This is a genomic window from Paraburkholderia sp. EG286A (genome assembly GCF_040965375.1).
Taxonomy (GTDB): Bacteria; Pseudomonadota; Gammaproteobacteria; order Burkholderiales; family Burkholderiaceae; genus Paraburkholderia.
In genome coordinates, this window is record NZ_JBFRCB010000005.1 from 132580 (window position 1) to 155336 (window position 22757).

The 22757-nt window shown below is 64.6% G+C and carries 18 protein-coding genes and 1 pseudogene; 16 read left to right on the top strand and 3 right to left on the bottom strand.

The features are described from left to right. Window positions 1-403 precede the first annotated feature (403 nt). The 3 genes from AB4Y35_RS23830 (at window position 404) to AB4Y35_RS23840 (ending at window position 6979) form a co-directional block, all read left to right on the top strand. The gene (locus AB4Y35_RS23830; protein WP_368706239.1) at window positions 404-2395 is read left to right on the top strand and encodes a hypothetical protein; all 1992 of its coding nucleotides are present in this window, start codon (window positions 404-406) and stop codon (window positions 2393-2395) included. Between the two features lie 522 nt (window positions 2396-2917). Further along, entirely contained in the window at window positions 2918-3466 is a 549-nt protein-coding gene (locus AB4Y35_RS23835; protein WP_368706240.1) for a hypothetical protein, read from the top strand. Window positions 3467-3475: 9 nt separating this feature from the next. Continuing rightward, on the top strand, window positions 3476-6979 hold the full coding sequence (locus AB4Y35_RS23840; RefSeq protein WP_368706241.1) for a hypothetical protein: 3504 nt from the start codon (window positions 3476-3478) through the stop codon (window positions 6977-6979). Here AB4Y35_RS23840 and AB4Y35_RS23845 read toward each other — a convergent pair. Beyond that, complete coding sequence (locus AB4Y35_RS23845; RefSeq protein ID WP_368706242.1) at window positions 6976-7881, bottom strand: LysR family transcriptional regulator; 906 nt, start codon at window positions 7879-7881, stop codon at window positions 6976-6978. The two genes, AB4Y35_RS23840 and AB4Y35_RS23845, sit on opposite strands and share 4 nt — an antisense overlap. 98 nt (window positions 7882-7979) lie before the next feature. Here AB4Y35_RS23845 and AB4Y35_RS23850 point away from each other — a divergent pair, with 98 nt between their 5' ends. The 10 genes from AB4Y35_RS23850 to denD all read left to right on the top strand — a co-directional run bounded on the left by AB4Y35_RS23850 (window position 7980) and on the right by denD (window position 18085). Further along, a complete protein-coding gene (locus AB4Y35_RS23850) occupies window positions 7980-9284 on the top strand; it encodes a CitMHS family transporter (RefSeq protein ID WP_368706243.1) in 1305 nt (434 codons plus the stop codon). A gap of 18 nt (window positions 9285-9302) precedes the next feature. Further along, window positions 9303-10676: an acyclic terpene utilization AtuA family protein gene (locus tag AB4Y35_RS23855; protein ID WP_368706244.1), complete on the top strand. Its 1374-nt coding sequence runs from the start codon at window positions 9303-9305 to the stop codon at window positions 10674-10676. Then, window positions 10663-10977: a hypothetical protein gene (locus AB4Y35_RS23860; protein ID WP_368706245.1), complete on the top strand. Its 315-nt coding sequence runs from the start codon at window positions 10663-10665 to the stop codon at window positions 10975-10977. Before AB4Y35_RS23855 ends, AB4Y35_RS23860 begins: the two co-directional genes overlap by 14 nt. Window positions 10978-11104: 127 nt before the next feature. After that, window positions 11105-11809, top strand: a complete 705-nt coding sequence (locus AB4Y35_RS23865) for a FadR/GntR family transcriptional regulator (protein WP_342920148.1) — start codon at window positions 11105-11107, stop codon at window positions 11807-11809. Between the two features lie 69 nt (window positions 11810-11878). Next, window positions 11879-12769, top strand: coding sequence for an L-threonate dehydrogenase (ltnD, locus tag AB4Y35_RS23870; protein WP_368706246.1), 891 nt, complete (start codon window positions 11879-11881; stop codon window positions 12767-12769). 19 nt (window positions 12770-12788) lie between these two features. Continuing rightward, window positions 12789-14108 carry a 3-oxo-tetronate kinase gene (otnK, locus tag AB4Y35_RS23875; RefSeq protein ID WP_368706247.1) on the top strand — a complete coding sequence of 440 codons (1320 nt, stop codon included), beginning with the start codon at window positions 12789-12791 and terminating at the stop codon, window positions 14106-14108. After that, window positions 14105-14761 (top strand): aldolase, encoded by a 657-nt coding sequence (locus tag AB4Y35_RS23880; protein WP_368706248.1) that lies wholly within the window; start codon window positions 14105-14107, stop codon window positions 14759-14761. Before otnK ends, AB4Y35_RS23880 begins: the two co-directional genes overlap by 4 nt. Before the next feature lie 135 nt (window positions 14762-14896). Next, window positions 14897-16234, top strand: coding sequence for an MFS transporter (locus tag AB4Y35_RS23885; RefSeq protein WP_368706249.1), 1338 nt, complete (start codon window positions 14897-14899; stop codon window positions 16232-16234). A gap of 22 nt (window positions 16235-16256) precedes the next feature. Beyond that, entirely contained in the window at window positions 16257-17045 is a 789-nt protein-coding gene (gene otnI / locus AB4Y35_RS23890) for a 2-oxo-tetronate isomerase (protein WP_368706250.1), read from the top strand. A 50-nt stretch (window positions 17046-17095) separates the two neighbouring features. Further along, window positions 17096-18085: a D-erythronate dehydrogenase gene (denD, locus tag AB4Y35_RS23895; RefSeq protein ID WP_368706251.1), complete on the top strand. Its 990-nt coding sequence runs from the start codon at window positions 17096-17098 to the stop codon at window positions 18083-18085. 101 nt (window positions 18086-18186) lie between these two features. On the opposite strand, the gene AB4Y35_RS23900 is transcribed toward denD, so the two are convergent. Together AB4Y35_RS23900 and AB4Y35_RS23905 are read right to left on the bottom strand one after the other, a co-directional pair. After that, a complete protein-coding gene (locus tag AB4Y35_RS23900) occupies window positions 18187-19542 on the bottom strand; it encodes a thiamine pyrophosphate-dependent enzyme (RefSeq protein WP_368706252.1) in 1356 nt (451 codons plus the stop codon). 67 nt (window positions 19543-19609) lie between these two features. Then, window positions 19610-19921 (bottom strand): annotated as a pseudogene (locus AB4Y35_RS23905) (thiamine pyrophosphate-binding protein); the annotation flags it as partial. A gap of 319 nt (window positions 19922-20240) precedes the next feature. Here AB4Y35_RS23905 and AB4Y35_RS23910 point away from each other — a divergent pair. The 3 genes from AB4Y35_RS23910 to AB4Y35_RS23920 all read left to right on the top strand — a co-directional run bounded on the left by AB4Y35_RS23910 (window position 20241) and on the right by AB4Y35_RS23920 (window position 22756). Continuing rightward, a complete protein-coding gene (locus AB4Y35_RS23910) occupies window positions 20241-20918 on the top strand; it encodes a heavy metal response regulator transcription factor (RefSeq protein WP_368706253.1) in 678 nt (225 codons plus the stop codon). Further along, on the top strand, window positions 20915-22321 hold the full coding sequence (locus tag AB4Y35_RS23915; RefSeq protein ID WP_368706254.1) for a heavy metal sensor histidine kinase: 1407 nt from the start codon (window positions 20915-20917) through the stop codon (window positions 22319-22321). Before AB4Y35_RS23910 ends, AB4Y35_RS23915 begins: the two co-directional genes overlap by 4 nt. Window positions 22322-22468: 147 nt before the next feature. Further along, window positions 22469-22756, top strand: coding sequence for a hypothetical protein (locus AB4Y35_RS23920; RefSeq protein ID WP_368706255.1), 288 nt, complete (start codon window positions 22469-22471; stop codon window positions 22754-22756). The last annotated feature ends 1 nt before the right edge of the window (window position 22757 follow it).

Consider the following 22757-nt stretch of genomic DNA (forward strand, 5'->3'; position numbering starts at 1 on the left):
AATGTTTCGACTCCAAATAAATTGATAATTAATATCATGTTTAGCATGACGAAGTGTGAGGCATACCTCGGTCGTTCATTGCGGTTCTTTACCCAAAACGAGCGCCGTGTCGTAGCGCCGCATCCATGTTCGGTACCGCACACTCCGTCGCGGATTTTCAGTCAAAAATTGCTATAAAAGTATGAGGGAACGGAGTGGGCGGCAGATAAACGGTACGGCGCGCTTCCAGCGCACGTCCATGAAACGCAATCCGGTCGCGCAACATAGAAGAACGCGCGCCCCGCCTGCACGACGGTGACACCGGTACTGGTGTACGGCAGTCCAACGGGGTGTCCGTTAGTCCAACGGCGGCGCGATAGCCGCAGCAAGCCGTGATGGCGGCGCATTTATCCAGGAGACCGTCATGGCAGAGGCCGCTATTCCCCAAGCCGACGTGAGCGCTGCAGACCCCGAATGGCCCTGTCCGGAGGGCGAACCGGCCGAATATTTCGTGCCGCCGAAGTGCGGCGAGCCGAATGTGTTCGAGATCGGACTAGTTCTGGGTGGTACGGTCTCCGCGGGTACATTCACGGCGGGTGTGCTCGATTTTCTGTTCGAAGCACTGGACGAGTGGGACAAAGCGCGAATGCAGGCGGTCAAGGACGCACGCGGGGCCGTACCGGGTCACCGCGTCCGCATCCGCATCGTTACGGGCGCATCCGGCGGAGGCATCAATGCCATTCTGGCGGCGCGCGCGCTCAGTTTCCGCTTTCCGCACGTGAGGGAGGGCGTGCAGGAGCCGAGTCCTTCTCCCAACCCTTTCTACCAGGTGTGGGTCAACGACATCGACATCCAGAAACTGCTGGACACGTCTGATCTTGGTTCGTCCGGGCATAAGGGCAGCGCTATCATTTCGCTCCTCAACGGCGGCGTGCTTTCGCAGATCGCGCAGGACACTCTTGGTCCCACGCCGGCCGCCGCAGGGGACAAGCCGGACGCGGGCTATCCCGCCCAGGCGCTGCGAGCGGCGGGCGTCGAGGACGTGTTCGCGAGGAGTTGGGTCTATAACCCGTTGGCTGTTGTCGTCACGCACACCAACCTGAGCGGCGTCCCGTATTCGCAGATGTTCCGCAGCGACACGGCGGGTGCTTCCGCGGAATATTTCACGAACCACGCCGATTACGTCCGACTGTATTTCGGCTATTGCGTGGGCGAAAACGGCGCTGCTATCGACCCGAAAACCCAGTATCTGCCTGACTCCAGATATGTGGGCGCTCCGCAAACGTACACGCTGGGCACGGCGTACTTGCCCGAGCAATTGAAGGGGCGCTCGGCTGCAGACTGGCCGACGCTCGCACAAAACGTCCTGGGGACTTCGGCGTTTCCGATCGGCTTTCCGGCACGCGTGGTGGCGCGCCACGCGAACGACTATGCGTACCGTTTCGTCTGGGACCCGGTGGACGCGAAATACCACTGGATCGCGCCGTTGTGGCCGAAGGTTGCGCCCAGCGGTTTGAACCTGAACACCTATCAATTCCTGTCGCTCGATGGTGGATGCACGGACAACGAGCCCATCATGCTGGCCACGCAGGTTCTGGAAGGACTGGAGCGGGCAGGCAATCACCATAGCGTGGCCGGCGCGGAGAAGGCGGACCGGGCCGTGGTCCTCGTGGACCCACTGTGCGACCCGCTTCCTGAGCTGTTGAAACCCGAGGCGACGGCCCTGGTGTCGCTCCTGTCACCCACGCTGCAGATGTTCATCCGCTCCAACCGCTTTGCGACGGCGGATATGACCGGCTTTCTGCGCAGCGACGTGTACAACCGGTTCCTCGTCGCGCCAAAGCGGTGGCCGCGCAAAGCGGAGGGCGCCGCCGCATCGGTACTCGTGGGCGGCGCGGCGCTATGTGCCGGCGGCCTCGGGGCATTCATGGGCTTTTTCCACAGAAAATTCAGAGAGCACGATTTCATGCTCGGCCGTCGCAACTGTCAGGCATTCCTCGCCGGCACATTCACGCTCGCCCCGGAAAACCCGGTTTTCATCAAAGGGGAAATACCCACGCTGCCAGCGAACTGGTCCGGGCCCAGGCCGCCGGATCCCACGCTGGAATGTCCGATCATCCCCTTGTACGGCAGCGCCGCCGAAGTTCAGGACCAGCCCGAATGGCCCGTAGACGAGTTCAAGCCTAAAAGCATCGAGGGGCTCCTGAAGAAGCGCGTGGAAGCCATGCTTTCCCACCTCGGCGATTACCTGCACATCGGGAAAATGGGTGAAGCTCTGGTCGCCGTAGTCGATCTGCTCGTCATTGCACCGCAGATCACGAAGAAAATTCTCGCCATCGTGAGCGCCGAACTCGTTCGTCAGAGACTGCTCAATCCAGCCGATGCGGTTCCCAACGGCGACGATCCGATGCCATAAAGCGAATGGGAGTGACGCGACGTGCGATACGGCAAAGTGCGCACACGTCCAGCGCCCGCCTGGCTGTACGAAGGGGGCCTGCAAACTGCAAGACGCGTGGCAGTGATCGGAGTAATGGGCTGCGTCGCGGTCAGCGTGACGGCGTTCGCTGCCACAACATCTGCAGACCTGACATGCAATTCGTCGCGCCAGGGGACCCTCGCCAGAGGGCTGGCTCATGGTGCGAACGGCACGAACGGGACGAACGTGACCGTCACCTGCATGCCATCGATGCCGGAAACTGCACATCGGGCCGACGTTCGTGACGACCCTGGTAACGCCGGAAACGGTGTGCCCCCATCACACGGTGGCGAAGCCGGCGACCCCGCCGCGCCTCACGACACAAGCGGTGGTGACGCACATCATGCAGGCGCGGCCCCCGGAGCCGATGACGCCATATCGGCGCGCTCACAAGGGGGCGCGAAGGCGGGCGGCGCCGAGGCGGCATCCGGTGCAGGTAACTCGTCATCCTCAGCGCCATCAGTGGCCGAACGCAACGCGAAGCGCTGGTCAGCGGCGGACTGGAGCAACCTGGTGCGTGCGATTCTCGGCGGGCTCGCGCAACTCGTGGCTGTCTGCGTGGGCGGCTACGGCGCCGGGCTGTTCGCCTATCGCTCACTTGGCATATTCAATGGGCTCTTTGGCGTCGGCGCGCTGGCTGCCAAATCGCCTGGCACGTCGAAATCACCGGAGACGGCCAAACCGCCGGAATTCGCCAGGCCAGCCGAGAGTGGCAAGCCACTGGAGGCGGCCAAACCGCCGGATTCGACGAAGTCGCTGGACGCGCCATCCGCCCCGCGGCCGGGACACTTCGCCTTTACGCGCCATTGGGGCGGCTTCGGCGGAGAGGCGACCGGTTGGTATCTGTCGAGGGAGTTGATGCAGTTGATCATCGCGATCCTGCTCTCGGTCGTTGCCGTGGTACTGGCGCTCGCGGTGCTCCTCGTGGCGTTCGGCCGGGGCGGGACCGAAACGGCTCCTGAAGTCAAGCCGGCCGCCAGCGCGCCGCACGCCACCGCCGCTCACGAGTGAATCTCGATCATGACGATCCGGATCAGGATGACTGTCGACCCGCAATCGCCGCTCGACAGCGGCACGGCGATCGTCGCGCGCTCCGAGGCGAGCCAGGTGCTCGAACATGAGCTGACGCAGTATTGCAAGGGGCGCATTCAGGGACGTTCGTTTCTGATCGCGGGCCACCGCGGCGCGGGCAAGACGACGATGGTCGCCGACGTGCTGCGGCGAATCGAGCAAAATGCGCGCAATGGCGATTTGCCATTGCGGCCGCTGCAAGTCATCCTGCACGGTCCAAGCCTGTTCTCCAATCTGGGCGACCCGCCACAGCCGGAAAGCCCGGCAGACGTGCAGCCCGATGCAACAAAGCCAGTGGAGGATGCAGGCACGGCTTCGTCTGCTTCTGTGCGTGTCGTCTTGACCGCCGCCGCGCAACAGGCGGCGGCTTCGGTTGAGCGCACGGTGGCGGACGAAGACCACGCCGGTAACGACGCCGCACCGGTGTCCGACGTCGAGGGCCAGGCGCAGCGCGCACTGGAGCAGGTGATCCTTTGCCTGCACCGTGCCGTGGTGGTGGCCTACATGGATGCGTTCCGCGCGTGGGTCAACGACACCCAGGCACGTTCGCAGGCATCCGCACAGGACGATTCAGACAGTTGCCTTTTGCAGCCCGAAGCACAGTGGGCGGAACTGGCGGCGCAATTCGAAATCGAGCTGATGGAAGATCCACGCGCCTCCCGCCTGCGCGAATTCTATGCAGGCGTTGGCGCATTGCAGTCCGGCGTCCTGTATGGACCCGGCAGTTCGCAAACGGCAGTCGGGCAAGGTGCAAACGAACTCGTTGCGCTGAATGGCATTTGCACGGCGCACCAGCGCATCTCGGGCGTAATCAGCGGGCGCGACGAGGACAAGCTGTCGAAAAAGAAGGAAGCGCGATCGGAACACCGTGTTGGATGGCAAAGCGCGGACGTCATCAAGCCGCTCGCGAGCGTCTTCTCGGGCGTGGTGGTCGCGGCGGGCGCGTCGGCGGGCCAGCATGCGTTGTGGTCGTCGGCGCTATTCGGCCTGCTGACGATGTTCGGCGCGTCGTTCGCGTTCTCGAGTTCGTTCTCGAGTACGAAACTGCATGAACGCACCGTCGATCGCACGTTCATACCCGACCTCTCGGTGCGAACGCTGGACCGCGTGTTGCCCACGTTGCTCAGGCGTCTCGTGAAGGCGGGACTCGCGCCGGTGCTCGTGATCGACGAACTCGACAAGATCGACCTTCAAGCGGAAGACCTCGAAAAAATCGTCAGTCATCTAAAGAAGCTGATGGCCGAGAATGTGTTTTCGTGCTTTCTCACCGATCGTGGCTATCTGGAGCTGATGACCATGAAGGAGCGAAGCACGGCTTACGCGAAGACGTACACGAATTTTTCGCATTCGCTCTTCGTCACTCATGAGCCCGCCGACCTCGACAAATACATGAACGAGATGTTCATCGCCGAGCCGGACGAAGCGTCGAAGATCGACCTCGATCTGCTGAAATGGGTGCTGCGGCACCGTTCCCAAATGCACGCGCTCGCGTTGAATCGCGAAATCGCGGCGATCCGCAATGACCACAACGAGGTCACGGCCACGTCGCGGGAATTGCGCTCGTCGCCCGTGTATGCGATCGACTTGACCTTGCAGGTGGCCATCGAGCACCGCCTGAACAGCAGCGAAGTGCAGCGCTGGCTGAGGCAGCGGCCCAGAATGCGCCTGACCCTGCTCGATGCGCTCTACCACATCTCACGGAGGTGGCAGGAAGCGCCCGAGTCCGGGCTGGATCTCACCGACAAGGGGCTTCCGGCGTTTCACGCCGACCTCGAAAAGCGCATGAACCTCACGGAGGTCTGCGGCGTGAACGGTCGCCTAAGCATGGCGGAGATATTCAAAAAGGACGATCTCAACATGCTGGACACCCAGGTCCGCGCCTTGGCGAAGCAACTGTGCCTGTTCGCGCCCGGGTTCAGCCAGCCGGGCGACTCGCCGGACCCGACGCAGGGGCCGCCTTCTCCGCGACAGTGGGTCATCAGCTGCCTTCTGACTGGCGACGATTCAGTGCTCATCAGGCTCGACAAGCTCGACGATAACGGCAAGAACCGCTACAGCTTTCGCTACTATCCTTCTGGCGAACGGCTGCCGCCAGTGAGGATTCAGGAGGGTGAAGTGGCGGTGGAAGAGGTGACGTTGGAGCAACAAACGCTGAAGCGGATCGAGGAATTGCGCGCCGAGGCCGCAGAGCCTGCCGCATTCCTCGATCGGCTCGCCCGGACTTTGTGCCTCATCATGTTTGACGCCGTTGGGGTCCAGTCGAGTCAATCAGACTGGGAGGTCTTTTACAGGCTCGCCGACGAACTGGGCGTGCTGTCGCCTAATCCGCCAGCGCGAGATGTGCAGGAGGCTGCGACGCGCCTGGCCGGCGCGAAGCTGTGGTCTGGCAGCGTGACAGCGCTCGAAAGCGACCTCGATATGCTCAAGCGCTTCGAGCGCATGATTCGGGCCAATCTCGACCTGATCGAACTTGCCTTGTGCACGGCCGCCCGCCTGGGCGCGCTGGACGGCGCACCTTTGCGAAGCGACGCTATCATGCGCGGGCTTCGAGCGATGTCGTCGGGATTGAAGCTCGCGCAGATTGGCGAGGAGCGTGTGCGAGACGTCTTGCGCAGTTTCAATCAGGAGCTGGAGGAACGCCTGCATCTGGTGCCACACGCGCCTGCGGCCGCGGCCACGGATGCAGATAGCGCGGTCGAACGGATGTCCACGATCGTCGACCCGTGGTACGTGGGCCGACGATCCGATGCGAAAACGCTCGCGTCCGCGTGGTCTTCGCTGGCCGACGCGGCGTGGAAAAACTTCGGGCGTGACAGCTCCGGCGCGTTGTTCACAGAGGCAAATCGTCCGGCGCGCCTGCAACTGATCGTCTGCGCAGCGAACGCACGCGGACCGGGCAAATTCTTCACGCTGAACGCGCTGGCCCCGCCTCTTGAGGACTGGACGAACGTCGCTTATCGCGCGCTCGCTCAGCCCGGGCTGCTCACAGCGGGCGACGACAGGCTGCCACCCGAACTGTTCCCGCAGGCGTTACGCATGCTGGGCTTCAATCTGCTCCCACGCGAATTCGTCGCGCCGGTGCTCGCGAGCTTCGCGCAACAAAGCGGGACGGCCTACGCTGACCTCGACGAGATGCTCGGGCCGAGCTTGAACCTGGACGCCGGTTCTCTGTCGAGCGTCGGACCCAACGTGCCAGCGACGATCGTGATCGTCCCGCGGTCGGCGGCACGCTCGAAGACCTTCGAGTGGTCAGCCCCGCAGGTGAGCGAGGTCATGGTCATCATGGAGATCGACGCGCTGATCGGCGCGCTTGACGATCAGCAGTTCGCCGCATTGCTGAAGCTCACGTCCAGCGTCGAACTGCGGTGGGACGGCACGCCCATGCCCGACAAGCGCGAACGACTGCTGACCATTTTCGGAACCACAGTGCAAAGGGCGGACCGCTACGTCTAGCCCGCGGTACCCCCCGCCTTGCCCCCAAGATCAACCGTATCGACAAAGTCCTCAGTCACACGAGGCAGCGTCCGACCGCGCTTCTTGACGAGCGCAATCGGGCGCACGAACGCCGGATCGTCGATCTGCCGCATGACGAGACCTCGCTCCGCATGCACTTCGCGCGCGGACTCCGGAAGAACCGAGATCCCGAGGCCGCCGCGCACCATCGCAACGGCGGTCATCATGTACATCGGCTCGCACGCGATATCGGGCGTGCAACGCGCGTTCGACAGCGCGGCGTCCACGACCGCGCGCACACTGGTACCCGGCGCGGTCAGCACGAGCGGCATCGATGCGAAGTCGTCGACCGTCACCGTGCGCTTGCGGGCGAGCGGGTGGGTCTTCGGACACACGATCACGAGGCGATCCTCGCCCGTCTGCAGGACATCGAGCGTCGCATCGACGCTGTGCCCGCCCGTCAGCCCAATATCGACCTCTTCATTGCGCACGAGCGCGTTGACAGCGCTCGCGACGACATCGCGAACCTGAAACCGCGCCTGTGGCACGCGCCTGCGAAACGTCTGGATCAGCTCGGGCAGCGCGCTGGCCGCGAAGGTCGGCAGACACGCGAGCCGCACCGTGCCGCTCGAACCGTCGCCAAGCGCGCGCGCATCTCTGAGGGCCTGCTCCATATCGCTTAGCGATCGCGTCAGGATCGGCAGCAATTCGCGGCCCGTCTGGGTCAGCGCCACGCTGCGGCTGTTGCGATCGAACAAACGCGCACCCACCGTTTCCTCGAGGCGTCGAATCTGCACGGTCAGCGCGGGCTGCGACAGATGCAGCCGCGCCGCCGCGCGCGTGAAGTTGCCCGCGTGCGCCACGGTCACGAACGCACGAATGTCGCGGAGATTGAGATCCATAACGAACTGTGATTGCTGCGATCAATTCATTTCAATTGTGTTATTACAGCGCCGAACTTACGCTGGTCCGCACTAAAAGACAAGACTGGAGACAGAACATGCTGCCGTTGCTGGGGCTCGTGACGATCGTGGTGCTGCTGGCCGCGATTCTTTCAAAACGCATGTCGCCGCTCGTCGCGCTCATCATCGTGCCGATCGTCGCGTCGCTGATCGGCGGATTCGGCTTGCAGACGAGCAAGTTCGTCATCGACGGATTGAAAGGCCTCGCGCCCGTCGTCGGCATGTTCGTGTTCGCGATTCTCTATTTCGGCACGATCACGGACGCGGGCACGCTCGATCCGATCATCGACCGCATCCTGCGCACGGTCGGCACCAAACCGACGCGTATCGTGGTGGGCACGACGCTGCTCGCGCTGCTCATTCACCTCGACGGCTCGGGCGCCGTGTGCTTTCTCGTCACCATCCCCGCCATGCTGCCGCTGTACGAACGCCTGAACATGGACAAGCGCGTGCTGGCCGCGGCCGTTTCGATGGCGGCGGGCATCAACTTCCTGCCGTGGACGGGGCCGATGATCCGCGCGTCGGCGTCGCTGCATCTGCCGGTTTCGGCGCTGTTCAATCCGCTGATTCCGGTCCAGGCGATCGGCCTCGTATTCGTGTTCAGCATGGCCTGGTGGCTCGGCCGGCGCGAGGAAAAGCGCCTCGGCTATGCTTGCGCCAGCGGCACAATTGCGCTGCCCAAACGCGAACTCACGCCCGAGGAACAGGCGCTGCGCCGCCCGCAGAACTTCTGGTTCAACATCGTGCTGACGATCGTCGTGCTCGGCACGATGGTCGTGATGGGCGAGAAGATTCCGCCCGCGATCATGTTCATGGTGGGCCTGTGCATCGCGCTGATGGTGAATTACCCGAACGTCGACATGCAGCGCAAGCGCATCGACGCCCACGCGCGCGCCGCGCTGATGATGGCGGGCATTCTGCTCGCAGCGGGCGTGTTCACCGGCATCATGCAGGGCAGCGGCATGCTCAAGGCGATGGCGCAGGCGGCGGTCGGTTTCGTGCCGCCTGCGTTTGCCGGACGCATTCCGGTCGTGCTCGGCGTGCTGTCGATGCCGCTCTCGATGCTCTTCGACCCCGATTCGTTTTATTTCGGCGTGCTGCCGGTGATCGCCGAAGTGGCGTCGCAGCTCGGCGTGCCGGCGGTGCACATCGGCCAGGCCGCGCTGCTCGGCCAGATGACCACCGGCTTTCCCGTGAGCCCGCTCACGCCCGCGACATTTCTCGTCGTCGGCCTGTGTGGAATCGATCTCGCCGATCATCAGAAGTTCACGTTTCCGCTGCTGTTCGGCGCGTCGATCGTCATGACGATCGCGTGCGTCGTGCTGGGCGTGTTTCCGCTGTAAAGAGGAGTGGCAGAAGTCATGAACCGGATCGAATCACCAAGGCGCATACGGATAGGCGCGGGCGCAGGCTATTCGGGCGACCGCATCGAGCCCGCTGTCGAGCTCGCGGAGCACGGCGCGCTGGACTACCTCGTATTCGAATGCCTCGCGGAGCGCACGGTCGCGATCGCCCAGCAGACGCGCCGTCACGATCCCGCACTCGGCTACGATCCGCTGCTCGAAGCACGCATGCGCGCCGTGCTGCCGGTCGCCGTGAGGAAGCGCGTACGGATCATTTCGAACATGGGCGCGGCCAATCCCCGCGCGGCGGCGCTCAGGACGGCGCAGATTGCGCAGGAGCTCGGACTCGGCGGACTGAAGATCGCCGCCGTCACCGGCGACGATGTGCTCGATGTCGTCCTGCGTTCCCAACTGCGCTTCGAAGAGTCCGGCGACGATGTCAGCCACTACACGGACCGCATCGTTTCGGCGAATGCGTATCTCGGCGCGGCGCCTATCGTCGATGCGCTCGCGGCGGGCGCGGATATCGTGCTGACGGGGCGCGTCGCGGACCCGTCCCTGTTCGCGGCGCCGCTCATCCACGAGTTCGGCTGGCGCATGGACGACTGGAACACGCTTGGGCAGGCAACCGTCGTCGGGCATTTGCTCGAATGCGCCGGGCAGGTGACGGGCGGCTACTTCGCCGATCCCGGTTTCAAGGACGTACCGGATCTCGCGCGGCTCGGTTTTCCGATCGGCGAAGTGAGCGCCGATGGCAGCGTCGTCGTGACGAAGGTGCCGCATGCGGGCGGCCGCGTGACGGAGGCGACATGCAAGGAGCAGTTGCTCTACGAGATTCACGATCCGCAACGCTACTTGCAACCCGATGTCGTCGCTGATTTCAGCGGAGTACGTGTCGTGGAGGAGGCAAGAGACCGCGTGCGCGTGACGGGTGGACGCGGCAGCACACGCACCCGAACGCTGAAGGTGTCGGTCGCGTATGTCGACGGCTATATTGGCGAGGGGCAGATTTCCTATGGCGGCCCGGGCGCGGTCGAGCGTGCGCGACTCGCGCTCGACATCGTGCGGGAGCGGCTGGCGATCACGGGCGTCGACACGAGCGAACTGCGCTTCGACCTGATCGGCGTGAACGCGCTCTATGGCGATGCCCTCGCGGCACGTCACGACGCGCCGTACGAAGTGCGCGTTCGCGTAGCAGGGCGCGCGGCCAACGCAAAGGAAGCGGCGCGCATCGGCAACGAGGTCGAAACGCTCTACACCAACGGCCCTGCGGGTGGCGGGGGCGTAACAAAATCGACTCGCGAGGTGCTCGCCGTGCAGTCCGTGTTGCTGCCACGCGAACAGGTGAATCCGGTTTTCCAGGTTGTCGAGGCAAGCGATGAAACTGCGTGAACTGGCCCATGGCCGCACTGGCGACAAAGGCAATACGCTGAATATTTCGGTGATCTGCTACGACGCGAAGCACTACGCCCATCTGCGCCACGTCCTGACGCCCGAACGTGTCAAGGCTCACCTCGCCGACGTGGTCAAAGGCGAGGTCGTGCGCTACGAACTGCCGCTTCTGGGCGCGTTCAATTTCGTGCTCGGCAACGCGCTCGGTGGGGGCGTCACGCGCTCTCTGGCGCTGGATGCGCACGGCAAGTCGATGAGCATGGCGCTCCTCGATCTCGAAGTAGACGACCTCCCAGAATGACCGCATTGCGGCGCACTTTCCGAAAGGCGCCGCGCGACACCCGGGCTGAGCTTTAAGGGTTCTCCCCAATGCAGACCCATGTCCTAAAATTTGTATGATGACCCTATGACATGGCAAATCTGCTGATATGTTCGAGAAAATTCCCAACCGGGCGCTGAGCGACACCGTCGCGCAACAGCTGCTCGCACAGATCGACAAGGGCACGTTCGCGCGCGGCGGCAAGCTGCCGACGGAAGCCGTGCTCGCCCAGGAGTTCGGCGTCAGCCGCACCGTGATCCGCGAGGCCATCTCGCGCCTGAAGAACGAGGGCGTGGTCGAGCCGCGCCAGGGCAGCGGCGTGTACGTAGCCGCGCATGGCGCGATCCGGCCGCTGCGCATCGACTACGCGGAAGCGATGGAAGGCGGCTCGGTGCTGCAGATCCTCGCGGTGCGCCGCGCGATCGAAGCCGAAGTCGCGGCGGAGGCCGCCATGCGCCGCACCGACGCCGACATGATGGCCATCGACGCCGCGCTCAGAAAGATCGATGAAGCCGTCGCCGAAGGCCGCGACGGCGTTGCGGAAGACGTCGCGTTTCACCGCGCGATCGCCTCCGTGACGGGCAATCCGTACTTCCTGAAGACGCTGACGTTCCTCAATCAATACCTCGAAGCGGGCACGGTCATCACGCGCCGCAACGAGGCGCTGCGCGAGGACTTCTCGCGGCAGGTGCGCGACGAACACGCCGCGATCGCCGCGGCGATCCGCGCAGGCGACCCGATGGCCGCGCGCAATGCCGCGCAAACGCACATGTACAACGCGGCGCGCCGTCTGGCCGAAGCCGGTATCTGCTGAATTTGCAGACGCATTCGCCCGTGCAATCCGCGGCGCGCAGTCTGCAGCACTGTTCGTAAAGGAAAGGGTATGTCGAGAAATGTCGGAGTGATCGGTCTCGGTGCGATGGGCATGGGTGTCGCGCGTTCGCTGCTGCGCGGCGATTTCAACGTCCATGCATGCGACGTGCGCCGCGAAGTGCTCGACCAGTTCGTCGCCGCGGGCGGCACGGCCTGCGCGAGTCCCGCCGAGCTTGGCGCGCAGTGCGACGTGGTCGTCACGCTCGTCGTCAATGCCGCGCAAACGGAAACGGTGCTGTTCGGCGAGCAGGGCGCGGTCGAGGCGATGAAGCCGGGCGGCGTCGTGATCGCGTGTGCGACAGTCGCGCCCGACTTCGCGATCGACCTCGGCCGCCGCGTGGAAGCGGCCGGCCTGCAACTGCTCGATGCGCCCGTCTCGGGCGGCGCGGCGCGCGCGGCATCGGGCGAAATGACGATGATGACGTCCGGGCCCGCCGCCGCGTATGCCGCTTGCGAGGACGTGCTCGCCGCGATGGCCGGCAAGGTCTACCGGCTGGGCGAGCAGCACGGCGCGGGCTCGAAGGTGAAGATCATCAACCAGTTGCTCGCGGGCGTGCATATCGCCGCCGCCGCCGAGGCGATGGCGCTCGGTCTGCGCGAGGGCGTCGATCCCGACGCGCTCTACGACGTGATCACGCACAGCGCCGGCAACTCGTGGATGTTCGAAAACCGCGTGCCGCACATTCTCAACGGCGACTACACGCCGTTGTCGGCCGTCGACATCTTCGTCAAGGATCTCGGCCTCGTGCTCGATACCGCGCGAGGCTCGAAGTTTCCGCTGCCGTTGTCGGCGGCTGCGCATCAGATGTTCATGATGGCGTCGACGGCCGGTCACGGCGGCGAAGACGATTCGGCCGTCATCAAGATTTTCCCGGGCATCGATGTGCCCGCGAAGCGCTGAGCGGGAAGGGCGCAACGACATGACGAACACGAACGCCTCTGCCGGCAAGCCGCTGCTCGGCTGCATCGCCGACGATTTCACGGGCGCGACCGATCTCGCGAACATGCTGGTGCGCGGCGGCATGCGCACCGTGCAGACGATCGGCGTGCCCGGCGCCGACACGCGCATCGAAGCCGACGCGCTCGTGGTCGCGCTGAAGTCGCGCACGATCGACGCCGCCGACGCCGTGGCGCAGTCGCTTGCCGCGCTCGAGTGGCTGCGCGCGCAAGGCTGCCGCCAGTTCTTCTTCAAGTACTGCTCGACCTTCGATTCGACCGATCGAGGCAACATCGGGCCCGTGGCCGACGCGCTGCTCGACGCGCTGTCGCGCAAGGGAGGCGACGCGCCGTTCACGATCGCGTGTCCCGCATTTCCGGAAAATGGCCGGACGATCTATCGCGGGCATCTGTTCGTCGGCGACGTGCTGCTGAACGAGTCGGGCATGGAGCATCATCCGCTCACGCCGATGACGGACGCGAACCTCGTGCGCGTGCTGCAACGGCAGACGCGCTCGAAAGTCGGCCTCGTACGCTACGACGCCGTGGCGCGAGGCGCGCAAGCCGTGCGCGCCTCGGTCGACGCGTTGCGCGCCGACGGCGTGCGCATGGCAATCGCCGATGCCGTCTCGGACACCGATCTCTATACGCTCGGCGAAGCGTGCGCGGACCTGCCGCTGATCACGGGCGGCTCGGGTGTCGCGCTCGGTTTGCCCGCGAATTTCCGCCGCGCCGGGTTGCTCGCCGACGCCGCCGATGCAGGCGAGCTGCCGCATATCGTCGGCGCGTCGGCGGTGCTGGCGGGCAGTGCGTCGACGGCGACGAATGCGCAGGTTGCCGCATGGCGCGAAACGCGCCCCGCGTTCCGCATCGATCCGCTTGCGGCCGCGCGCGGCGAGCCCGTCGTCGAGCACGCGTTGGCCTTCGCGCGCGAGCACATCCACGCAGCGCAGCCCGTGCTGATCTACGCGACGGCCTCGCCCGACGAGGTGAAGGCGACTCAGCGCGAACTGGGCGTAGCGCAAGCGGGCGAACTGGTCGAACGCACGCTCGCGTCGATCGCGCGAGGGCTGCGCGATCTCGGCGTGCGCAAGTTCGTCGTCGCGGGCGGCGAGACCTCGGGCGCCGTGGTGCAGGCGCTGGGCGTCGCCATGCTGCGCATCGGCAAGCAGATCGATCCGGGCGTGCCCGCCACCGCCACGATCGCTGCCGAGCCGCTCGCGCTCGCGCTCAAGTCCGGCAACTTCGGCGCGGTCGACTTCTTCGCGAAGGCGCTGCGTATGCTCGACGGAGGCGCGCAGTGACGGCGGCCATTCACACCAGCAGCGAGGCGAAGGTCCGCGAAGAAATCTGCGTGACGGGCGCGAGCCTGTATGAGCGCGGCTACACCGTCGGCAGCGCGGGCAACATCAGTGCGCGGCTCGACGACGGCTGGCTCATCACGCCGACGGATGCCTGCCTCGGCCGCCTCGACCCCGCCGGGATCGCGAAGGTCGATCTCGACGGCAACGCGGTGTCGGGCGGCAAGCCCTCGAAAACGTTGGCGCTGCATCGCGGCGTCTACGAGCGCAATCGCGAGGCGCGCGGCATCGTGCATACGCATTCGACACACCTCGTCGCGCTGACGCTCGCCGGCGTCTGGAGCGACGCCGACGTGCTGCCGCCCATCACGCCGTACTACGTCATGAAGGTCGGGCACATTCCGCTGATCCGCTACCGGCGTCCCGGCGATCCGCAAGTCGCACAACAGATCGCCGCGCTCGCCGAGCGCGTGCGCGGCGTGCTGCTGGAGCGGCTCGGGCCGGTCGTCTGGGAGCGTTCCGTTTCGCAGGCCTCGTACGCGCTCGAAGAACTGGAGGAGACGGCGCGCTTGTGGCTGATGACGAACCCGCGTCCCGCGCCGCTCGACGACACCGCGCTCGAGGAGTTGCGCACGGTGTTCGGCGCGCGCTGGTAGCCCCCTCGATCCCATCGAGCGTTCCGCGCCCCCACGCGGACCCTCCGTATCACCCACCTCAGGCACAAAGCCGGAGGGCCGTCCGACACGAAGCGGACGGCCTGCAACCGGCGCCAACCCGAAGGAGACAAGCGCATGACAAGCTATCAGGCGGCATCCGTTCGCCCCGCATCCGCCGCCGACGCTGCCGGGCAACCCGGCGCGGCCGAAATCGAACGCACCTACGGCAAGGTGTTCTGGCGCATCGTGCCGTTTCTGATGCTGTGCTACGTGGTCGCGTATCTGGACCGCGTCAACGTGGGCTTTGCGAAGCTGCAAATGTCGCAGGACCTCGCGTTCAGCGAGACCGTCTTCGGTCTCGGCGCGGGCGTGTTCTTCGTCGGCTACTTTCTCTTCGAACTGCCCAGCAATATCCTGATGCATCGGCTCGGCGCGCGCATCTGGATTGCGCGCATCATGATCACGTGGGGCCTGCTTTCGGCCGTGTTCGTTTTCGTCCGGACTCCGATGCAGTTCTATGCACTGCGTTTCCTGCTGGGTCTCGCCGAGGCGGGTTTCTATCCGGGCGTCATTCTGTATCTGACGTACTGGTTCCCGTCGCATCGCCGCGCGAAGATCATTGCCGTGTTCATGTCGGCGATTCCGGTGTCGGGCATTTTCGGCAATCCGTTGTCGGGCTGGATCATGCAGACTTTCGATTCCCATCACGGCTTCGCGGGCTGGCAATGGATGTTCGTGATCGAAGCGGTGCCTGCCATCGCCATCGGTATCGCGACGATCCTGTATCTCGACAACGGCATCGCCGGCGCGAAATGGCTGACGCCGCGTGAAAAGAAACTGCTCGCCGACGAGATCGCCGCGCAGCCGCAGGAAGAAGCGCAGTCGCACTCGCTGGGCGCCGTGTTCCGCGATCCGCGCACGTGGTGGATGTCGCTGATCTATTTCGCGTTCGTCACGGGCCAATACGGACTCACGTTCTGGATGCCGACGCTCGTGAAGTCGACCGGTGTGACGGGCGCGTTCGAAATCGGCCTGCTGAGCGCGATCCCGTTTCTCGTCGCCATCGTCGTGATGAACGTGATGGGCCACAGCGCGGACAAGCGCCGCGAGCGCCGCTGGCATCTGATCGGTCCGGCACTCGCGGGCGCGGTCGGTTTCACGGTCGCGGCCTCGTACGCGAACAACACGGCCGTGTCGATTGCATTCCTGTCGATCGCCGCTGCGGGCGTCCTGACCTGCGCGCCGCTCTTCTGGTCGCTGCCCACGGCCTTCATGTCCGGCGCGACGGCGGCTGCGGGCATCGCGATCATCAATTCGATCGGCAATCTGGCGGGCTTCGCCAGCCCGTACATGATCGGCTATCTTAAGGATCTCACGCACAGCACACAGTCCGGCATGTACGTGCTTGCCGCGATGCTCGTCATCGGCGCGCTCGCCGTCTGGCTGACGCCCGCGCGGCTCGTGAACCGCTAACCGTATTCAAGGAGTCGCTTCGATGCCACGCTTCGCCGCCAATCTTTCGATGATGTACAACGAACACGCGTTTCTCGACCGTTTCGCCGCCGCTGCGCGCGACGGCTTCGAGGCCGTGGAGTTTCTGTTCCCTTATGAGTTTCCGGCCGCCGACATCAAGCAGCGTCTCGATGACAATGGCCTCACTCAGGCGCTCTTCAACGCGCCGCCGGGCAACTGGGCGGCGGGCGAACGCGGCATGGCGTCGTTGCCGGGCCGCGAGGATGAGTTTCGCCGCAGTATCGACACCGCACTCGAATACGCCCGTGTACTCGGCAACGACAAGCTGCACGTGATGGCAGGATTGATCAAACCGGAGCAATCGCGCGCCGCGCATCGCGAGGTGTATCTGAAGAACCTCGCCTATGCTGCGCAAGCCGCCCAGGCTCACGGCATCACGGTCGTCATCGAGCCGATCAACACGCGCGATATTCCCGGCTTCTTTCTGAACCGGCAAGACGACGCGCAGGCCATCTGCGCGGAAGTGGGCGCGCCGAACCTGAAAGTGCAGTTCGATCTCTACCACTGCCAGATTGTCGAAGGCGATCTCGCCGTCAAGCTCAAGCGTGACATGAAGGGCATCGGGCATATCCAGATTGCCGGCGTGCCCGAGCGGCACGAGCCGGATCTTGGCGAAGTGAACTACCCGTATCTGTTCTCGCTGATCGACGCACTCGGCTACGACGGCTGGATCGGTTGCGAATACCGGCCGCGCGCGGGCACTTCGGAAGGGCTTGGATGGATCAGGCCGTACGTGAAGGCGCGTAGCTAAGCGAAAGTACCTGAGCGCATTCGACGGACACACTGAGGAACAACAGCGACATGAAAGTACTGATCACGGGCGGTGCGGGATTTCTGGGCCAGCGTCTCGCGCGCGAACTGCTCGCACGCGGCGAACTGAAGGGCGCGGATGGGCAGCGCGAGCCGATCACCGAACTGGTGCTGCTCGACGTCGTCGCGGCGCCGGGGCCGGCTGACGAACGCGTGCGTGTCGAGGTCGGCGACATTGCCGAGCGCAGCGTGCTCGAACGTGTAGTCGACGACAGGACCGCGGCGATTTTCCATCTCGCGGCGATCGTCAGCGGCCAGGCGGAAGCGGACTTCGATCTCGGCATGCGCATCAATCTCGACGCGTCGCGGCTGCTGCTCGACGTGTGCCGCGAGCGCGGGCATCGGCCGCGCGTCGTGTTCACGAGTTCGGTCGCCGTCTATGGCGGCGATCTGCCCGACGTCGTCCTCGATGAAACCGCCTTGAATCCACAGTCGTCGTATGGTGCGCAAAAGGCCGTCGCCGAGTTGCTGCTCAACGACTTCTCGCGGCGCGGTTTCGTCGATGGCCGCGTGCTGCGTCTGCCGACCATCAGCGTGCGGCCGGGCAAGCCGAATGCGGCGGCGTCCTCGTTTGCCAGCGGCATCATTCGCGAGCCGCTGAACGGCGAGCCGGCCGTGTGCCCGGTGAACGGTTCGACGCGGCTGTGGCTGCTGTCGCCGCGCAAGGCGATCGAGTGTCTCGTCGCCGGATGCGAGATCGACGGCGCGGCACTCGGCAACCGGCGCACGGTGAATCTGCCGGGCGTGTCGGTGACGGTCGACGAGATGATCGCCGCGCTGCGCGACGTGGCGGGCGATGCCGTCGCGGCACGGATCGAATGGAAGGCGGATGAGCGGGTCGAGAAGATCGTCGGCAGCTGGCCCGCGCAGTGGGACGTTGCACGCGCGACCCAGCTTGGCCTGCAAGGCGACGCATCGTTCAAGGATATCGTGCGCGCGTTCGTCGACGATGAACTCGGCGGGAAGATTGCGCAGTATTGATTGCCTGCGCGCGAACCGGTTCGCCCACCCCGCGTTGTCGCGCAAGAAATGACACACGCCGCCTTCGCAGACTTGAGTCTTTGCGAGGCGGCGTTCCTGCATTAGATCGGTGCCGCGCCGCTCCGGAGCTGGAGACCCTCGCGGTGCTGAGGGCCGCGCGGACCGTAGTCGAGTTCGGCGCCCAGATTGCTGCTGTGGGTGATTGGCGCGGGCGCATCGCAGGCGTCCATGATCGATTCGACAAAAATCAGTTTGTCGTTCGGCGCGGCGAGGGCGTTGTGCAGATCCCCGCAGGTCCTGGCCACGAACGACTGCACGGCGGCGCCGGGATGGAGCACCTTCGGCAGGTCGGCGTAAGCCCAGTTCGCAATGTCGTTATAGGGCTCGGTCTTGCCGAGGTAGCCGCGTTCGATCGTGTAGCCGCCGTTGTTGATCAGCAGGATCGCAGGCTTGTGATCGTGGTGCAGAATCGTCGATAGTTCCTGCGCCGTGACCTGGAACGAACCATCGCCGATGAGCAACACGTGGCGGCGCTCGGGCGCCGCAGTCAGCGCGCCGAGCAGGGCGCCGACCGAATAGCCAATCGATCCCCAGTTGATCGAGCCGATGAAGGTGCAGCCCGGCGGCAGCTTCAGGCCGAGCAGGGAAAACGACGTGCCATTGTCGACATACAGGACGTCGCCGGGCCGCAGATAATCCTGGACAGCCTGCCAGTAGGCGGCTTGCGTCAGCTTCGCGGCCGCCTCGACGCGCATGCGGGCGGCTGGCGCGTCGACCGGGCGTTGCACGCGCGTCGCCACCTGCGGGATGGCATCGATCACGCCCCGTAGCACTTCCTTGAGCGTCACCGCCTGATAGTTGTCTTCGCCGATGTCCACGGCGTGCGCACGCGCGTGGATCGTGCGGGCGGGCAGCGTTGCCGTGAAGTCGCCCGTGGTCACTTCGATCGGCCGGTAGCCCACGGCGAGCAGGCAATCGCTGCTTTCGATCGTTTCCTGCACCCCGGGCTCGCTGCCCTTGCCGGCATAGATGCCAAGGTACTGCGGGTGCGATTCGTCGATCACGCCCTTGGCGGCGTTGATGACCGCGACCGGGGCCTGCAGCTTTTCCGCCAGCGCCACGAGTTCGGGGACGACGCCGAAGCGGTCGGCGTCCGTATCCACCAGGATCGCCGGCGCGGTGGCGGCGGACAGCTGTTGCGCGAGCGCGGCGATGCACGCTTGCAGCCGTTCCGGATCGCCGGGAACGTGGGCCAGAACGAGCGGAGCCGCCGGCACCTCGATCTCGAGATAGGCGATGTCGGAAGGCAGCTCCATGTAGACCGGGAGCTTTTCCCGCCAGGCAGTAAGGATCAGCCGGTCGATTTCGACGACGGCGTTGCGCGGGGTGATCCTCGCCTGGGCCACCGTCACCGGCGCATAGGCGCGCAGGAAGTGGTCGAAGTTGCCGTCGGCCATGGTGTGGTGCATGCCGGAGGCCGCGATCGATGGAGCGCAGCGGGATCGAACCGCTGATGCAGATGACGGGCACATGCTCGGCATACGCGCCGGCCACGCCGTTCAGCGCGCTCAAGGCGCCGACCCCGTTCGTGACGAGCAGCGCGCCCAGGCCGTTCAGCCGCGCATACCCGTCCGCGGCATAGGAGGACGTCAACTCGCCCGTGGTGCCGACCCATTCCAGCGCACCGCTATCGTGGAGTTGCTGCAACAGCGTGAGGTTGTAGTCGCCCGGGACACCAAACAAATGACGAATGCCGGCTTCCTCGAGGCGGCGCAACAAGAAGTCGCCAATCGTCATGCGTTGGGTGAGTTTTGCCGTGTTCTGCGTGGCTTCCATGGGGGACTCCTTAGTGGGTCATTGGAGGAATGTGCGGTACCGGTGATCCATCGCACTCCGCGGAAACGGCGCTGCGCAAGTGGGTATGCGGTACAACGGATTCGCAGTCTAGGCGCCGTGCAAAAACAGCAGCGTGACCGGGTCATTACAAAAAAATATCAGGGAGAGAACACGCGACGCATTGTCATTTCTCTGTAATCACTGAGTAACGGCCCTGTTGGAACGCACTGCCTAGACTGCTATCAAGCCCGGCTGGTATAGGGGCGCAAACGAGCAGAGAATCAGTGACACGCGCATGAGAGTGCAGGGATCGGACGCCATGAAAATCCTCGTCATCGAAGACGAAGCCAAGACCAGCGAGTACATCCAGAATGGCTTGACGGAAGCCGGCTACGTGGTGGACGTGGCCACGAACGGCATCGACGGGCTGCACCTCGCGCAGGAGATGGCTTACGACCTGATCCTGCTCGACGTGATGATGCCGGAGATGGATGGCTGGACCGTCATGAAGAAGCTCGGTGCCCGCATCAAGACGCCAGTGTTGTTCCTGAGCGCACGCGGCACGCTCGAAGACCGGCTCAAGGGCCTCGATCTCGGCGCCGACGATTATCTCGTCAAGCCTTTCTCGTTTGCCGAGTTGCTGGCGCGCATCCGCATCATACTGCGGCGCGGCCAGCCTCAAAAGCAGGAGGAGCAGGTCTTCGAAGTCGGGGATCTGCGGGTCGACGTGCCGAAGCGGCGAGTCGACCGGGGCGGCGTGCGCCTCACGCTCACCAACAAGGAATTCAACCTGCTGGCGTTCTTTCTGGAGCATCAAGGTCAGGTGCTGTCGCGCGCCCTGATCGCTTCGCGCGTCTGGGACATGAACTTCGACAGCGATAGCAACGTGGTCGATGTTGCGGTGCGCCGGCTGCGGCAGAAGATCGACGACCCGTTCCCGGTTCGTCTGATTCATACGATTCACGGCGTGGGATACCGTTTCGAGTACGAAGCATGAAGCGGCTTTCCCTCACCACGCGCCTTGCGTTGTTATACGCACTCATCGTATTTACCGCGATGGCGTTGCTCGGCACCTTGCTGTATCGCGGCCTGGAGCGGCAACTGATGGTGCGCGACGACGCGGCGCTGGTGACGCGTGTGGACCAACTTCGCACGCTGATGAACGATGTCGACGTGCGCGAGCTGATACGCGACAAGCCCCATCTCTTCGCGAACATGCTCGGCAATACGGAATCGCTGTTGATCGTGGGCTTTCCCGGTGAAGCGCCGCTCATTACGGTGAATCCCGGCCACAGGGCGGTGCCGGACATGAAGCCTGTGCCGGTGGACGCGCCGCTCACGCTCGGTGCCGTCCAGCATACGTTTGCGGCCGATGGCACACCGTTCATTTACGTCGCTGCTGCGGCGCACGACGTCGCCGGCAAACAGGACCTGCAGATCATTTCCGGCCGCTTGCTGACCGAGCGCACGCAATTGCTGCGGGCATACCGCAACCAGATACTGCTGTTCGCCTCCGCTGGCGCAACCATCGTCGCCTTGCTCGCTTTCGTCCTGGCGCGCCGCAACATGCAGCCGTTGCGCGTTCTCGCGGCGCAAACCGGGGCGATCGGCATCAGCACGCTTTCGACGCGCATCGAGCAGCGTGCCGCGCCGCCCGAACTCGACGCACTGATCGCGGCGTTCAACGGCATGCTCGACCGGCTCGAGCGTGGCTTCACGCAGTTGAAGCAGGTATCGGCCGACATGGCGCACGACCTGCGCACACCCATCGGCAATCTGCTCGGGCAGACCGAAGTCGGCTTGAGCCAGACGCGCGACACCGCGTATTACCAGCGGCTGCTCGGCTCGAATTACGAGGAATTGCAACGTCTGTCGAAGATGATCGACAACATGCTGTTTCTCGCGCGCACCGAGCAGGCCGATAACGCCATCGAGCGCAAGGACCTGCCGCTCGCCGTGGAGTTCGAGCGCATGCAGGAGTATTTCGAAGGTCTCGCGGAGGACCGCAACGTGAGCCTCGAGTGGCGCGGCGAAGGCCACGTATGCGCGGATCCGGATCTGCTGCGCCGTGCGCTGGGCAATCTGCTTGCGAATGCCTTGCGCTATGCCGAACCGGGGACGGCGATCTCGACCGTAGCGCAGCAAGGCCCCGAAGCGACGACGCTCCATGTCGAAAATCTCGGACCGACGATCGAGCCACATCATCTCGAGCGGATCTTCGACCGCTTCTATCGGGCCGATCCGTCACGGCACCGCTCGTCGGAGTCGAGCGGGCTAGGGCTTTCGATCGTGCGCAGCATCATGTTGCTGCACGGCGGCACGTGGAAAGCATCGAGCAGCAACGGCGTGACGCGCTTTACGCTCGTGTTCCCTCGGCAGCGCGAGCCCCGCAGCCAGTAGGCGCCCCAGGGGCGGCGGTGCGACAAACCGCGCTATGATGGGCTGCCTTGAATTGGGAATGCGGGACGCAACCCATCGGTGCGCGCATGGGTTGTCCGTACGAGTGGAATTCAGCGTTTATTCCAGTCATGAAGCGTAGAAGACGCGATGAAACAACGTACATGGCCCAGACTCGCTGTCGTTTGCTCATTGCTGGCTTTCATGCCGCTTGCGGGTTGCGTGGCCCGCGGCGCGCCGTCCTGGTCGCTCTTCGGTGCGTACTTCCCGTACTGGCTCGTGAGCGCCGTGATCGGCATCGTGGGCGCGCTCGTCGCGCATCGCGTGTTCATCTCTACCGGCTGGATTCGCGTGGTGCCGTACCAGCTGTCCGTCTGCACCGCGATCGGCATCGTCGCCGGGGTGCTCGTCTGGCTGTGGGGAACGGGGCAGCTCTGAC